Source organism: Streptomyces viridochromogenes DSM 40736, from assembly GCF_000158955.1.
GTDB lineage: Bacteria > Actinomycetota > Actinomycetes > Streptomycetales > Streptomycetaceae > Streptomyces > Streptomyces venetus.
Genome location: NZ_GG657757.1, coordinates 4,224,002 through 4,239,144 on the forward strand (window position 1 = coordinate 4,224,002; position 15,143 = coordinate 4,239,144).

Sequence of the window (15,143 nt, forward strand, 5' to 3'; positions counted from 1 at the left end):
GCTCCGGGGGCTGGGGTGGGGGCCTGGGGTGGGGGGCCGGGGCGGCTCGGCCGGGGGCGGTCAGGCGAGCCGGACCGGCTTCTCCGGGCGTATCCCCAGTTCGGCGAGCCAGGCGCGCAACGGGGTGGGGTCGCCCTCCTCGATCAGGGTGAGCACCTTGGGCGTCAGATCGGCGGTGCGTTCGCCGTTGTGGAGGAGGGTCGGGCCGTCCAGCCAGTCCAGGCCCGGCGTCGCGTCGGCGGTGTCCATCGCGGCACAGCAGACCATCGCGGTGAGGTGGTCGGCGAGCAGTTCGCGGGCCGTACGCGGGGGCTGGAGGGGGAAGAGGGGGAGGTCCCGGTCGTCCCAGAGGGCGGGGTCCGAGTGGGTCTGGGAGCCGGTGGGCGGTGAGACGGCGCAAGAGGCGGAGGCTGTGGACCGGCCGGTCGTCGCGGCAGCCTCCTCGCGGGCCAGCTCGGCGCTGAGTCCGGCGGCGAGGGCGGCGCTGTGGGGGGTGGGACCGGAGAGGTCTTCCTCGTCGTCGAGGGGTGGCTCCGGGGATCTGGCGGGGAAGGGGGTGTGGTCGGGCCGGTCCGTCAGGTGACTGGTCTGGTCCGTGAGGTCGTCGATCCGGCCTGTCAGGCGATCGGTCCGGTCCGTCAGGTGGTCGGTCCGGTCCGTCAGGTGGTCGAGGACGCGGGACAGGGTCGGGCCGCCGGTGTCCGATGCCGCGCCCCCCGGGGCCGGGCGTACACCCATCGCGTCCAGGACGCGGTGGAGGCGGGCCGCGTCGATGCGCCACTTGCGGTCCACCACCTCGTCCGGATACTCGCTCCAGCCCACCGGCGACCAGTCGGGTCCTGGTCCGGCCGGGCCGCCGTGGAAGAGGCGGGCGGCGAGCAGGGAGGCGGCCTCGTCGATCGTGCCCGGCTCCTCGAGCAGATCGCAGGCGGGCCGCTCCCCGAGCCGGGACGCGAACCCCTCGGCCAGGCGGTCGCGCCGGGACAGCTCCGTGAGCGCCGCCACGACACCCGCGTCCAGCCGGGAGGGCCAGCGGCCCATCCGCCAGGCGGGCAGCGCGACCCGGGTCAGCAGCCGGTCCCAGCCCGCGTACGCCAGGCCCACCTGCTCCTGGGCGACGATCCGCAGTCCGTAATCCACAGCCTGTGCACGCTCCGCGGCCGCGGCCGCGACCCCCCGCTCCATCTCGCCGGCAGGAACGCGACAGCCCCGCAGCAGCAACCGGGCCGCCCAGCCGACCCCGGCCAGCGCGCCCCGCGACACCGGTCCGCGGTGGGGTGCCGAGGCCACGGCGACCGCGGCGTCCAGCCCCCGGATGAAGCGCCGGGCGGCGGCTATGTCCGGGTGGGCCGAGGGGCCCGTACCGGCCACGACCGGGGCGAGGACCGCGCGCAGTTCGCCGACCCGCATCCACCACAGGAACGGGGAGCCGATGACCAGGACCGGCGCGACGGGGTGCCGGCGGTGCGGGTGTCTCCCCGCGCCCGCTATCTCGTCGTGATGCTCGGCGGGGGGCGGCCCGTGGGCCCGGTGGGTGCGGTCCTCCAGCCAGCTGTCGCAGTCCGGGGTGAGCGCTATCGCGGAGGGCGCGGGGACCTCGAGGCGGTCGGCGAGGTCGCGCACCATCCGGTACAGGTCGGGAGCCGCTTCCTCGGCGATCGTGACCGTCGGGCTCATGGCCGGACGGGCCCGGGCGATGACCAGGGCGACACCGGCGGCGGCGAGCAGCACCAGCGCGGCGAGCGGCGTCACGACCCAGCGGGCGGCGTCCCAGCCGGGGCCGACGAGACGGCCGGTGGCGGGGCCCACGAGCAGGATCACCGCCACGGCGGCGGGCAGCAGGGCGACGGCCAGCGCGCGGCTGCGGATGCGCAGCACCATCAGCGCACGCGCCCGCGCGACCTGCGCGCCTACCTCCACACCCATACCGGTCACGACCGACCTCACCCCCTCCCCGTTGACCTGACCCTTGCCTTGCTCACTCCCCCACTGTGGCACCCGCCACTGACATCGCAATGCCGATGGGCCAAGTGCCGGAACGCTTGCGCGGCACCCTAGTTGGGGCCTCGCCCCCCGTCAGCCGGATAGGACATCGGTCACTCGATGGAATGGCTTTGGGGAGAGGTGAATGACGGACAGCGAAGGTCAGGCCCACGCATACCGAAAACTTCAGGCCCCGCATCCTGAGACGGATCCGGGGCCTGTGAGGTTCATCGAACCGGGGCGTTTACCCCTTCCGGGCGACGGGCGAACTGCCGCGCGAATGGCCGGTAACGCGCCTGCCGGCCGGGTGCCTGCCGGTTGCGCGCCTGCCGGTTAGGCGCCTGCCGCCTTCGCGGCGATGTCCGTGCGGTGCTGGGAGCCGTCGAGGCGGATGCGGCCGAGGGCGGTGTAGGCGCGGTCACGGGCCTCGGCGAGGTCCTGACCGGTGGCCGTGACGGACAGGACGCGGCCGCCCGCGCTGACGATCGCGTCGCCGGTCCGCTTGGTCCCGGCGTGCAGCACGTACGCGTGCGGGGCGTCCTGGGCGGCGACCTCGTCGAGACCGGTGATCAGGTCGCCGGTGCGGGGAGGACCCGGGTAGTTGTGCGAGGCGACGACGACCGTCACGGCCGCGTCGTCGCTCCAGCGCAGGGGCTCCAGGTGGGCGAGGTTGCCGGTGGCGGCGGCCATCAGGACACCGGCGAGCGGCGTCTTCAGCCGGGCCAGGACCACCTGGGTCTCGGGGTCTCCGAACCGGGCGTTGAACTCGATCACGCGGACCCCGCGCGAGGTGAGCGCGAGTCCCGCGTAGAGCAGACCGGAGAACGGCGTGCCTCGGCGGCTCATCTCGTCCACGGTCGGCTGCAGCACCGTCTGGAGGACCTCGTCGACCAGCTTCGGGTCGGCCCAGGGCAGCGGGGAGTACGCGCCCATGCCGCCGGTGTTCGGGCCCGCGTCGCCGTCCAGCGCGCGCTTGAAGTCCTGGGCGGGCTGGAGCGGCACGACCGTCTCGCCGTCGGTGACGGCGAACAGGGAGACCTCGGGGCCGTCCAGGTACTCCTCGATGACCACGCGCTCGCAGGCGGCGGCATGCGCCTTGGCGGCTTCGAGGTCGTCGGTGACGACGACGCCCTTGCCGGCGGCGAGTCCGTCGTCCTTCACGACGTACGGGGCGCCGAAGGCGTCGAGGGCCGTGGCGGCCTCTTCCGGGGTGGTGCAGACGTACGACCGTGCCGTCGGCACCTCGGCCGCCGCCATGACGTCCTTGGCGAAGGCCTTGGAGCCCTCGAGCTGCGCGGCCCGGCCGGACGGGCCGAAGACCGGGATGCCCGCCTCGCGCACGGCGTCGGCGACACCGGCGACCAGCGGCGCCTCCGGGCCGACGACCACGAGGTCCACGCCGAGCTTCGTGGCCAGCGCGGTGACGGCCGTGCCGTCCAGGGCGTCGACCGGGTGCAGCGTGGCGACTTCGGCGATGCCGGCGTTGCCGGGGGCGCAGTGCAGCGCGGTGACGTCGGGGTCGTGGGACAGGGAGTGGCACAGGGCGTGTTCGCGGGCGCCGGTGCCGATGACGAGGACCTTCACGGGGTCAGCCTAACGGGAGACGCCGGGTTTCCTTTGTGCGGGCTTCCGAGGGAGGTGGGGGTGTTGGCTTGGAGGTTCCTCCAAGGGGGTGGGGCCGAGCTGGGCCACTCGCCCGCGCCGGGCTACTCGTTCGAGAATTCCTCGACCACCGTCGCGCCCAGTTCCCGAACGATCAGCTCCTGGCCGGAGAGGGCCGACTCGTCGAGGTCGGGGTCGTCGTCCTCGGGGATGTCGTCCTCGACGGACACGTGCCGTGGCTTCGGAGGGGAGGGCTGGGGAACGGGTGGTGCGGTCGGGGCGGGGGCGGGTCTGCTCGACTCCTGGGCGGGGGCCGACGGGGCCGTCGACTGAGCCGGGGCCGGGCGCTGGGCGGTCGCCGTACCGCCGCCGGTGCCGCTGCCACCGCCGGCGTTGTAGCCGCCCCCACTGCCGCTCCCGCTGCCGCTCCCGCTGCCGGTGCCGGTGCCGGTGTAGCCGCCACCGCCACCGCCGTAGCCACCGCCGTTTCCTCCACCCTGGCCACCGCCGAAACCGGAGGGGCCGACGCCCTGGGCCGGGGCGGGCGCGGAGCCGCCGGAGGGGTCGACGATCGCCTCGATCTTCCACTGCACGTTGAACTGCTCGCCCAGCGCCTGCCGCAGCACGTCCTCACTGCCGCTGCTCAGGAAGTTGTCACGCGCGCCCGCGTTGACGAAGCCGATCTGGAGGGTCGTGCCGTCGAAGCCGGCGACCTGGGCGTTCTGGCTGAGCAGGATCCAGGTGAAACGACGGCGGTTCTTGACGGCTTCCAGGATGTTCGGCCACAGCTGGCGGGGGTCGAGACCGCCGGTGGGGGCGGGGGCCGCCGGGGCCGGGGTCGAGGGTGAGGGGCGGGGCGGCGGCCGGTGGGGTGCTGGGTGCGGGGGTGCTCGGGGCAGAGGGGGCCGGTGCATTCGCGGCCGAAGCGCTCGCGCCGGGTGCGCCCGGGGCGGCCGTGGGCCAGCCACCGGGGCGACGGCCGCTGCCTGCGGAGGCCGCGGTGGGCCAGGCGCCCGGTGCCGGGGCGGACGCGGCGGCGGGGGCGGACGCCGGCTGAGACGGCTGGGCGGGATGGGCGGGCTGGTTGGCCCCGCTGGTGCTGGGGTCGGAGACCCCCGGGGCGTCGGCGGAAGCGCTGGGAGCGCTAGGCGTATCCGAGGCTCCCGGGGCGTGTCCCGCAGGTGTGCCCGGCGCCGACGGCGACGCACCCGGCCCCGCCGCCGCAGCGGGGGCACGGACGGCCGCCCGGGCCGCGGCCGGACCACCACCCGGCGCAACGGGCGCGCCTCCCGGAGCGGCGGCGGCCGCCGCACCATGCCCCTCGGGCCCCGGCACGTACCCCATGGAGGGCACACCAGCAGGACCCTGGGCGGAGAAGTTCACACCGCGCTCGATCCGATCCAGACGCGCCATGACGGACCGCTCGTCGCCGTAGGCGGCGGGGAGCAGGACGCGGGCGCAGATCAGCTCCAGCTGGAGACGGGGCGAGTGGGCGCCGCGCATCTCCGTCAGCCCCTCGTTGACGAGGTCGGCGGCCCGGCTCAGCTCGGCGGCACCGAAGGTGCCCGCCTGGGCCTGCATGCGCTCGACGACATCGGCGGGGGCGTCGATCAGCCCCTTCTCCGCGGCGTCCGGCACTGCGGCGAGGATCACCAGGTCGCGCAGCCGCTCCAGCAGATCGGCGACGAACCGACGGGGGTCGTTCCCGCCCTCGATGACGCGGTCGACGACCTCGAAGGCGGCAGCCCCGTCTCCGGTGGCGAAGGCCTCGACGACGGAGTCGAGGAGGGAAGCCTCGGTGTACCCGAGGAGGGCGGTGGCCATGGCGTATGTCACACCGTCCGCCGCGGCGCCGGCGAGCAGCTGGTCCATGACGGACATGGAGTCACGCACGGACCCGCCGCCGGCCCGCACGACGAGCGGGAGCACACCGTCCTCGACTGGGTTGTTCTCCTTCTGGCACACCTCGGCGAGGTAGTCCCGCAGGGTCCCGGGCGGGACGAGCCGGAACGGGTAGTGGTGGGTCCGCGACCGGATCGTCCCGATGACCTTCTCGGGCTCGGTGGTCGCGAAGATGAACTTGAGATGCTCCGGCGGCTCCTCGACGACCTTCAGCAGCGCGTTGAAGCCGGCCGACGTGACCATGTGGGCCTCGTCGATGATGTAGATCTTGTACCGGCTTCGGGCGGGTCCGAAGAAGGCCTTCTCGCGCAGGTCACGGGCGTCGTCCACGCCACCGTGTGAAGCGGCGTCGATCTCGATGACGTCGATGGAACCGGGTCCGTTGCGCGCGAGGTCCTGACACGACTGGCACTCGCCGCACGGTGTGGGTGTGGGCCCCTGCTCGCAGTTCAGGCACCGGGCCAGGATCCGCGCACTGGTCGTCTTGCCACAGCCACGCGGCCCGCTGAACAGGTACGCGTGGTTGACCCGGTTGTTCCGCAGCGCCTGCTGCAACGGGTCGGTGACATGCTCCTGCCCGATGACCTCGGCGAAGGTCTCCGGGCGGTAGCGGCGGTACAGAGCGAGAGACGACACGCTTACGAGGTTATAGGCGCCCACTGACAACGGAACCCGCCCGAGGTACCCGGCCCGGCCGCGTCCCGGGAACGCAGACGCCCCCCACGCACCCGCCAGAGCCAACCTACCCTTGCTGCCTTCCGGCCCTGGGGGAGTTCAGTCAGATAGCGCCGCGTGAGGGGCTGCGCCAAGGCTACCTGATGTCAGGGGCGGGGAACGAGTTCGCGAGCACTCCTTCCGGTCATGTAATGTCTTCGACGGAGGATTCGCCTAGAGGCCTAGGGCGCACGCTTGGAAAGCGTGTTGGGGGCAACCCCTCACGAGTTCGAATCTCGTATCCTCCGCCAGTGCCTCACCGGGCACGATGTCGAAGGGCCCCACCGCTTGCGGTGGGGCCCTTCGACGTTGTTCGTCTCAGTTTCCGTCTCAGCCGACCTGTGGCGATCCCTGCCGGTCCCGGCCGATCTACGACGGGCGTCGCCGCGCCTGCCGGTACTCCTCGTAGAGCCGGACGCCGACCGTGCAAGTGCCGACGAGGCCGCCACCGCCGTCGCCTACGGTCCGGCAGTCCGGACATGCGGGGTAGTGCTGCAGCATCCGCAGATACACGGCTCGCTCGGGACCGCTCGGGCACTGGTGGTCGTTGTCCGCGTAGTGATCGCAAAGAACACGGACGGACCGGGCGAGGCGTTGCGCGTAAGCGACTCGGGCAAGGTGGCCGAGACCGGGCTCGCCGCCGAGCCGCAAGCGGGCCTCAGCGATGCAAAAAAGGCCGCACGCGCGCGGCACCGCGTCTTCGGGCAGGGCCAGCACAGCCGTTTCGACCTCCGGAAGCGCCACCAGGACGTGTCCTCGCAGCTGAAGCGTGAGCGTCTCGAGTTCCTCCGGGGAGGGCTTCACGACGTCGTGCGCGAGGAGACGTTCCGCACAGGCCCGCATGGTGTGGAGGTCCAGCGGCCAGCCCTGGGCCACGTCCGTGGTCATGCCTCGCCCTCGCTTTCGAGGCATCGCCCCGTCATGGCCAAAGCCAGGACGTCGGCTGCCGTGCACAGCCGACCCGGCCGGACCATGGGCACCGCCCAGTACGACGCTTTCGTCCACTCATCGAACTCGGTGTGGTCACCTCGCGGCACACCGAGATAGGTGCCCTCGCCCAGGCACTGGGCGGCCGGTTCGCACCATGTCTGTGAGGTGCCGGGCGGGACAAGGGCGTAGTAGCGGCGGAAGCCGGGATCACGGATCACCGGGGCGCCGGCAAGACACCGGGCCAGCCGATCGCTCACCGTGTACGGATCAACGCTGGCCACCGCCCGATGCACGATCCGCTCGGGCAGGCGAACCGCCTCGAAGGCCGTCCCCAACGGAAGCACGGCGAGCTTGGCAGCGCTACTCCACTCCCCCAGCATGGTGTCGGGGGACGGGTGGGCGGATGCCAGCCACCGCTCAACCGTCCCACAGACCGGCGGACTCGCCGGGGGTGGGCAGGCGGGTCCCGGGAACCTAATCTCTCTCACGTCGGCGCTCCTCAGTAGCGTCGGCCACGCCCCGGGACCGGTCGCACGGTCGCCGGGGTCCTTGCAGGAAGACCCTTGCGCCAGGCGCCACTTACTCCCATCCCAAGCCCTATAGGAGCGCCCTATATTGGAACTATGGGGGACTTTCGCACGGGCCTCTGGTCCCATCCCGTACTCGCCTCAGCCGTCACCGACGAAGACTGGGGCCAGGTATTCCGCACCTACAGGAAGCTCACCGGCCTGAGCCAGACGAAGCTCGGTGAACTCGTCGGCCTGGTGCAACCCGATGTCTCCGACATCGAACGCGGCCGGCGCCGAGTGACCTCCCTCGAAGTACGAGGGCGCATTGCGACCGGCCTCGGCATCCCACCGTTCCTGCACGATCCAGGGGAGCAACCGAAGACCGCACCGGTCCCCGCGCTCTCTCCGGCCGCTCCCGACCCCGACGAGGACCTCCTGGCCCGCGTCACCAGCGTCGTCGACACAACGCACCCTGTGGACGCCCCCACCCTGGATTGGCTGGACCGCCTGCTCGCCGAACACCGGCGCGCGGAGGACGTGATCGGCTCCCGCCCACTCGTCGAAGTGATGCGCCGACAACTCAACACCGTCGTAGACCTCTACGCAGGCGCCCGCGGCTCGCTCGCCGACCGCGTGGTCCGCCTCGCCGCCGAACACACCCAGTTCCTCGCCTGGATGGCCCAGGACCAAGGCCAAACGGCGGCCGCGCTGGCCTGGTACGACCGCAGCCACGAATGGGCCCTGGAAGCAGGCGACGCCAACATGGCCGCGACCACGCTCAGCATGAAGGCGCACATGGCCTGGTCCGGCGGACGCGGAACCCGCTGCGTACGGCTCGCCGAAGCCGCCCGCTGGTCAGCGCCCGGCGCATCCCTCGGTGTCCAGGGCATGGCCGCCCAGATGGCCGCCCGCGGCCACGCCCTGGGCGGCGACGCCGACCACGCCGAACGTCTCCTGGACGACGCGCAGCACTTGATCTCCACGGCCGCCGAACACCCGGAGGACGAACCCCCGTGGATGTACTTCTACGGAGAAAACTGGTTCACCCTGCAACGCGGCATGGCAGCGCTCCACCTACGGAACTGGCAGACAGCCATCGACCACCTCACGACCGGCCTGAACGCCCTGCCGGAGGAGTACCGACGCGACAGAACCTGGTACCAGTCCTGCCTCGCACACGCCCTCGCCGCCGCCGGTGAAGCACCCCAAGCCCTCTCGGTGGCCGTGATGACCGTCCCCGACGCGGCAGCCATCGGCCGCCCCCATTCCTGGAACGAACTCCACACCACGGCGGCGGTCCTCCTACGGCACCGAGCCAGGGAAGGACACCAACTGGTCGCCGCCCTACGAGAACACGACTGAGGAGCCTCACACCACGGGGTGAGTTACAACTTTCACTACGGGTTCAAGTGCGGCCCGCTCCGCTCCCCGCGCGCGGCCCGGCCCCCGGCCGGGCCTGCGCTCCTGCCTCCGTCCCGCTCCAGCCCGGCCGGCGCCCGTGCCGCGTGCACAGCATTCAGTCGCCTGATGCCAGAGAAGGGGGACATCGTGGCTGGGGCGGTCGGCTCCGCGGCTTTACGGAGCCACTTTGGCGCGAGCATCGAAGATCATGGCCCCAACGTCGTGCTTTACCGGGCAGGTCCACAGACTGCCCGACGCGCCGGAAGCTTACGTGGCCATGATCACTCGCGCCAAAGCAGCGCCACCCCAAAGCCGCTACACCGACCTGAGAAGGTGCCCCTTGCGTCATCGTTTCGAAAAATGGCTTTCCTATGATGCGCGACTGATCGGATAAGTGGTGGCCACGATGGGCCTGTCCTGAAACCTACCAGCCGCCACGTACTCGATCCTGGACCGCTTAAAGAACTGATGAGAACTTCCGGCCGGGACTCCCCACGCTTCTTCTAGCGCGCGACCAAAGACGGAAACAAACGGCCTATCATCCGAAACTTCGGGGGCCTGCGGCCAATACATGGTAGCCCCCTTCCCCGAAATGTAAAAACTCCGCGACAGGTCAAACACTAGAACATCCTCATCCAAGTCTGCGAAGAAGGATTCCCCGCCAATCTCTACTCGGAAGTTGATCGGGTCAGCGACCCTAAAGGAAGTCCTCTTTTCCACCCATCGAACAAGGGCACGATAATCAATCCATCCATCCTTAACCCGCCAGCAACGCAGATCGCTAGCGTCCCTGCCAAACTTCCAAGCCATTTCTGCGATAGCAATCGGCCAACCATCAGCAGCATCAAACTCGAGACGAGTCACTTGTTCTTTCTGTGATTCGACCCAGTCACCCATAGATGAATAGCTAGCCATAGGAACGGCGAACTCTCTAGCAGCTCCATGGGGCCGACCAATCAGGAGGCCAGCCACCTGTCGCAACTCCGTGTCGGTTCTGGCGGGTCCAGCTGTGACAATTGAAGCAGTCGGGTAAGACAGGTCGTCATCCATAAGTTCTGGATTGATGACAGCGATGCGCCCCACAGGCTTACCCTCAGCATCATGGACTACTTGAAGCCGCTCTCCGACATCGAAAGCGATATCCTCGGCGAAACCTTTCCCGTCCCATGGGTCATCTTGATTAGCTGACTCAGGGAAATCAGTAAGACCATCCTCTGGCAGGGCAAACATGCGGCGCATTAGCTTGGCGCCGTCCATTGTCATCCAGTCCTGCTTCGACACCGCGCACTGCGCTTCCTCTCCTCCAATATGATCGCTAGCCCAGATATCAATTTCAGAGGCTGGCATGAGGTACCGAAGAAGCGTGACGAGCGAGACTCGTTCGTTTACTCTCCACGCCATCCTAGAAATGCGGGTGCGCAAGAGAACTCTACCCTCTGCAGCAGTTGAAACGGCCTCGCACAAAGTTTCATCCAACCGCACCTTTATAGTCGTACCGGGCTCGTCTAGTTCCTCCTCATGGCTCCCCTTCCGCAAAATTGGGCGGTGTTCCACCCCATGACTGAACTCAAGGACCCAAGTGTCCGATGGCCCCCCAGAGATGGAGCGAGAGGTGACCTGGACTTCCTTTCCCATCATGAAGATGGAGAAGAACCCAATACCGAACCGCCCCGCGGGTTCAAAGTTACTGGCCAGCAAGCCAGGGTTCTCACGAACAACATCTGAGCTAAGCCAAGACGTGTTACCGAAGTCCAGCAGTTTGCCACCGAGAATTGCAGGGGACATCCCAATTCCATTATCGCTGCATGCCAACCAGATTTTTTCTTCCTTCTTCTCAAGCCATACATGCACACGCCCCATGAAGGGGCGTCCGCCGCGATATGCGGCCAGAGACTCCCGAGCCTTCACGGCATCGCAAGCGTTGGTCGCGATTTCTCTAAGCCCTACGATCCAATTCTCCCCGTAGAGCTCGTTTCCACCGAGACGTCGAACTAGACCGGCGACATCGCCTACCTTGACTTTAGCCTCGACCGGTTCCCAGTCACGGCATGGGGTAACCGCGCTGAACGCTTTAGGTGACTCGACGTTAGCCACTCCACGCGCAGAAAACGTTGGGCGCCTATTATCGGAGAGTACACTATCGGTATTGCGCAACTCTTCGTCAACCATTGAAAGTGTTTCATAGGCAAGCCACCACGCCCCCATCTCATCAGATGCAAAGCCATCAGGAGCGGTGAAGACTAGTCTGCCGTTCTTAAGGTAAGGCCGTTGAACGCGAGTCTGGAATAGCCAATGCTCCTTGGAAAAGGAGGAGAGATTCCGAACCGCAGCAAGGATGGAAGGAACGCGAGTGGCGTCCAGGTGGGCAGCGTCTGCTGTACGAAGCAAAAGTGCCGTCACCAGCGTATCGGCGCGCCAATCGATTGGCGCAAAGGCTGGTGCTCCGACTGGCGAAGAAAGGATCTTAGTGACTTCGTCCGTACTCCAATGATGACTGGCTGCAACCCTACCAATTATGCGCCCATACGCCTGCCTTAGTTCCAGATCACCCATGAGGTAGGCCGTACTGCCATCCAGCGTTTCCCAGGAAGCCAGAGGGAGATCCTCTGCTATCTCTGCATGCAACGCACGGAGTAATTGCTTGTCGGCCTCAACTGCGAGATCCTCGGGAGGAGATGCGAGTTCCAAAGGATGAGGCGGGCGACCCCACTTCTCCCTCACTTCCTTCGCTAGAGCGTCAGGCCATTCTCTGCGTTGTCGCAGTTTTTTCCCCGACAGCTGGTGCGCGGCATGGCTCATAGCGAGGTCATGCACAAGAATGGCCCCTCCGAGCACATACGCCTCAGCCGGATTTAGGCAAATTTCTGGGCCTGCAATATGATTAGCAATTTCCCAAAGAGCGTATGCATGGGTAATGTCGTGCTGAGTGAATTCAGGCAGATCTCGGGCAATCTCACTCGCGAGCTGGCCAGCCCGTTCCTCCATGTTAAGAAGGCTTTGCTTGAACCTGTCACGAGCGGTGCAGTTCTCGGTAAAGGCTTCCTGACCGAAAGCCTTACACCATAGCTCAGGTCGGGACGATTCATCTAGCACCATGCTGAGCGCACCTCCTAGCAAGCAGTCAGGTCATTTTCGGCAGAACTAAGGTGCTCGCAATCAACCACATCACGATCACAGAGACCGCAATAAAGAGCACCATGTATGTTTCATACCAACGCAACAGGTTTCTGGTGATTGGACGCTTACGGAAGCCTGGCCTGACCATCTCATCCGTGATATCGCATTCTTCGTTTCTGTAATCGAGCCAGGCTAAAGCGCCTACAACTATCAACAGTACGGTAAAAGCTGCCACGACTGTAGCGAGTATCAATAACCCAATGACCCCGTCACGTGCAGTGCTTGGGGTTACCTGCCACTTGCGATACCCGACGAAGAGCGCAAGGGCCGCGCCGACAAGAGAAGTAGCAAGCGCCTGATAGATGGCGAGAAAGCGGTAGGCGTTCTCGTTGACCGCGTGAATCTGCTGCAAGATATAGCGATATCGCTCTATCGCGAATTCATTTCCCACAACACTTGATTCTGGCCCAGGCTCATTAGACGCCGTCATAGCCCCACCCCCACGTGAACCTGCAGCATAGGACATCGAAGCCGGGTTTGTGGGCGCTTTGTGCCAGGAAGCCTGTCACCAAGCGGGCCGCTTACCACGGAACCGGTCAGTTGATGACCTAGACGCGGCTCATCTCCTTGGCAAGAACCGCCGTCAGAGCAACAAGAGAGCAGCGCAGGCGAGAGGCACTCCAGACCCGAACCGGGGGGCCTTGCGACTCCGGCTCTGCCGTCCGTAGGAAGCAGACGTGCCAGACCCGTGCCAGATCGTGCGGGGAACACCGGGTATCGACCCGACGGTCAGGCGCCGGCGGTGCTCCTGTCCAGGTCAGTCGGACAACCTCACGTAGATCACCTCAGCTTCCCAAGCTGAGGGCCCAGTGGCTTCCACCGCGTTCGCACCGGGCATGACCTCGTACGATCAGCCTTCATGGCAGAGACAGGCGGAGAACTCAGTTGGCTGGAGCAGTGGTACCGCGCCCAGTGCGACGGTGACTGGGAGCACGAATGGGGCGTTCGGATTGCAACGCTCGACAATCCAGGCTGGACAGTGGCAATCGGTCTTGAGGAGACGACGCTGTCTGGTCAGCCCTACGAGAGGACGGACATCCGGCGCAGCGATTCCGACTGGGTGATGGCGACGGTGTTCGGACGATGTCTTCCAGGCGTCCTGCGGTCCGCTCAACCTAGGGGAAGTGCTGCGCCTGTTCCGCGACTGGGCTACCACGGTGAGCGGTGAGCCCTAGCCAACGGGTGATCGCGACCGCGTCTGGCCGCCTCAGTTTCCGTCTCATTCACCGTCGTTCACTGCCATTCAGATCAGACCTGGGGCGCTGCCACGGGGGTGGCCGATCACCCATGAACGCAGGTGAACGCCCCTGCACACCGCCCCGCACCCCACCAACACAGTTGGAAAGCGTGTTGGGGGCAACCCCTCACGAGTTCGAATCTCGTATCCTCCGCCAGTGCCTCACCGGGCACGATGTCGAAGGGCCCCACCGTTCGCGGTGGGGCCCTTCGACATTGTTCGTCTCAGTTGGCTCCCGGGAGCTCCCACAGCGCGTCGCCGACCTGCTGCGCGACCTTGCGGAGCATGGTCCCCGTCACATGCATGTAGCGGGCGCGCATCCGGGCCGGTCCCCCGGGCTCCCACCCCCTGACATGCGGGCCGACACTGCCAGATGCGCGGCGTTCATGCGGCCCACTGATCCCACACCAGGCCAGCGGCCGGCGGACGCCGCCATGAGGCGTGGCCGACTGAGTGACAACGTCAAGCTTGTTGTGACGGTGTCTTGGCGGTGCGTTTGGCGAGCAGCCCGGCCAGCAACATGACGATCAGCGCGATGCCTACGCCGCACAGCGTCCACAGCACCCGGTAGCCCTCGGCGGCATTGTCGGAGGGTTGCGGCAGGCCCACGAGGATGAGCACCCCGGCGGCGATGGCCGCGCAGTACAGCGCGTAGTTCCAGAAGCGGATCGCCGCGCCGTGCATCAGCAGGACGAGCGCCACCACTTCGAGTCCGCGACGCACGGCGAACAGCTTGAGCCCGTGTTCGCTCGCGGGCACCCACAGCAGCAGCGCGGCCACGGCGGCGCCGATCAACGCACCGGTGAGGCGCTGTGCACTGGCGAGCACGGCCTGTTCCAGACTCGGTTTCATCGCGATCATGGCCGCGATCGGGATCCAAGAGCCGTACGAGAGATCCAGTCCGAACGCCAGCGCGACGGTTCCGGCGATGACCGCGGCCCGGACCACCGCGAACAGGATCAGCGGAGGGGTCAGCTTCCTTCGGGAAGTGTCCCCGGGGAGCTCCGCGAAGGGCTGGTCCTGGTCCGTGCGTCCCCGGATGAGCCACCAGAGGAAGGTCACCGTGATCCACAGCGCCACCCCTCCGGTCCAGGAGACCACCTGAGCCCAGACGTAGCTGGTGACGTGGCCCGCTTGGTGGATGTTGAACTCGAATCCGACGGCGACGATGAACCAGATGTTGAGAAGCAGCGCGTTGACGAACCGCCGCACCCCGAACGCGACCGCCAGCCCGGCCGCCAGAGTGACAGCGAAAGCCGCGAGTACCAGCCAGCCCCAGGCTTCCGAGCCGATACCGAAGGCCAGCGCGGTCACCCCGGCGCCGACCAGCCCGAAGACGGAGGTGTAGAGCGCACGATGTCCGTAGCTGCCTCCGGGGTCGGCCAGCGCCGCGAACAGGAGGCCGAACAATGCGCTGAGCAGGTATACCTCGTGCCCGATCGCCCAGAAGACGAACATCGGCACCAGCGCGGCGTCGAGGAACGCCACCGCTCGTGGCCAGTTCAGCCCCTCGGGGTTGAGCTGGAACACCTTCGACAGCCAGGTCATGACCTTTCCCCGGTGCACGGGCTGTCCTGCGGGTCTGCTCTCGGTGGTCACGTCAGCTCTCTCTCAAAGCACACGCGAGTCAACAGGTATGCGCATTTTAGTAACGAATCCCTCCATTTCGCCCAGGTAGCGAACAGCCA

9 protein-coding genes, 1 tRNA gene, 1 other RNA gene and 1 pseudogene are annotated in these 15,143 nt (G+C 67.4%); 3 read left to right on the forward strand and 9 right to left on the reverse strand.

Annotation, left to right across the window (positions count from 1 at the left end; all coding sequences use genetic code 11):
- Positions 1-60: 60 nt before the first annotated feature.
- The 4 genes and pseudogenes from SSQG_RS18545 to ffs all read right to left on the reverse strand — a co-directional run bounded on the left by SSQG_RS18545 (position 61) and on the right by ffs (position 6,291).
- Positions 61-1,926, reverse strand: coding sequence for a hypothetical protein (locus tag SSQG_RS18545; RefSeq protein ID WP_208865716.1), 1,866 nt, complete (start codon positions 1,924-1,926; stop codon positions 61-63).
- A gap of 390 nt (positions 1,927-2,316) precedes the next feature.
- Positions 2,317-3,567 (reverse strand): phosphoribosylamine--glycine ligase, encoded by a 1,251-nt coding sequence (gene purD / locus SSQG_RS18550; protein WP_003991335.1) that lies wholly within the window; start codon positions 3,565-3,567, stop codon positions 2,317-2,319.
- Positions 3,568-3,689: 122 nt separating this feature from the next.
- A pseudogene (locus tag SSQG_RS18560) lies at positions 3,690-6,123 on the reverse strand (DNA polymerase III subunit gamma and tau).
- A gap of 73 nt (positions 6,124-6,196) precedes the next feature.
- Positions 6,197-6,291, reverse strand: an RNA gene (gene ffs / locus SSQG_RS38530) — signal recognition particle sRNA small type.
- Between the two features lie 73 nt (positions 6,292-6,364).
- On the opposite strand from ffs, the gene SSQG_RS18565 reads away from it, so the two are divergent.
- Positions 6,365-6,452 (forward strand) — tRNA-Ser (locus SSQG_RS18565).
- Between the two features lie 118 nt (positions 6,453-6,570).
- Here the strand turns inward: SSQG_RS18565 and SSQG_RS18570 are convergent.
- Complete coding sequence (locus SSQG_RS18570) at positions 6,571-7,089, reverse strand: DUF6415 family natural product biosynthesis protein (RefSeq protein ID WP_003991338.1); 519 nt, start codon at positions 7,087-7,089, stop codon at positions 6,571-6,573.
- The gene (locus SSQG_RS18575) at positions 7,086-7,511 is read right to left on the reverse strand and encodes a hypothetical protein (protein WP_003991339.1); all 426 of its coding nucleotides are present in this window, start codon (positions 7,509-7,511) and stop codon (positions 7,086-7,088) included. The genes SSQG_RS18570 and SSQG_RS18575 overlap by 4 nt, the downstream gene beginning before the upstream one ends.
- Before the next feature lie 243 nt (positions 7,512-7,754).
- On the opposite strand from SSQG_RS18575, the gene SSQG_RS18580 reads away from it, so the two are divergent.
- On the forward strand, positions 7,755-9,002 hold the full coding sequence (locus SSQG_RS18580) for a helix-turn-helix domain-containing protein (RefSeq protein ID WP_003991340.1): 1,248 nt from the start codon (positions 7,755-7,757) through the stop codon (positions 9,000-9,002).
- 408 nt (positions 9,003-9,410) lie between these two features.
- Here the strand turns inward: SSQG_RS18580 and SSQG_RS39280 are convergent, their stop codons facing one another.
- Together SSQG_RS39280 and SSQG_RS18585 are read right to left on the reverse strand one after the other, a co-directional pair.
- Positions 9,411-12,137 (reverse strand): HD domain-containing protein, encoded by a 2,727-nt coding sequence (locus SSQG_RS39280; RefSeq protein WP_003991341.1) that lies wholly within the window; start codon positions 12,135-12,137, stop codon positions 9,411-9,413.
- A gap of 25 nt (positions 12,138-12,162) precedes the next feature.
- Complete coding sequence (locus SSQG_RS18585) at positions 12,163-12,609, reverse strand: hypothetical protein (protein ID WP_244299168.1); 447 nt, start codon at positions 12,607-12,609, stop codon at positions 12,163-12,165.
- Between the two features lie 468 nt (positions 12,610-13,077).
- Here SSQG_RS18585 and SSQG_RS44025 point away from each other — a divergent pair, with 468 nt between their 5' ends.
- On the forward strand, positions 13,078-13,386 hold the full coding sequence (locus SSQG_RS44025; RefSeq protein ID WP_003991343.1) for an Imm53 family immunity protein: 309 nt from the start codon (positions 13,078-13,080) through the stop codon (positions 13,384-13,386).
- Positions 13,387-13,917: 531 nt separating this feature from the next.
- Here the strand turns inward: SSQG_RS44025 and SSQG_RS18590 are convergent.
- Entirely contained in the window at positions 13,918-15,003 is a 1,086-nt protein-coding gene (locus SSQG_RS18590; protein WP_052310460.1) for an FUSC family protein, read from the reverse strand.
- Between the last annotated feature and the right edge of the window lie 140 nt (positions 15,004-15,143).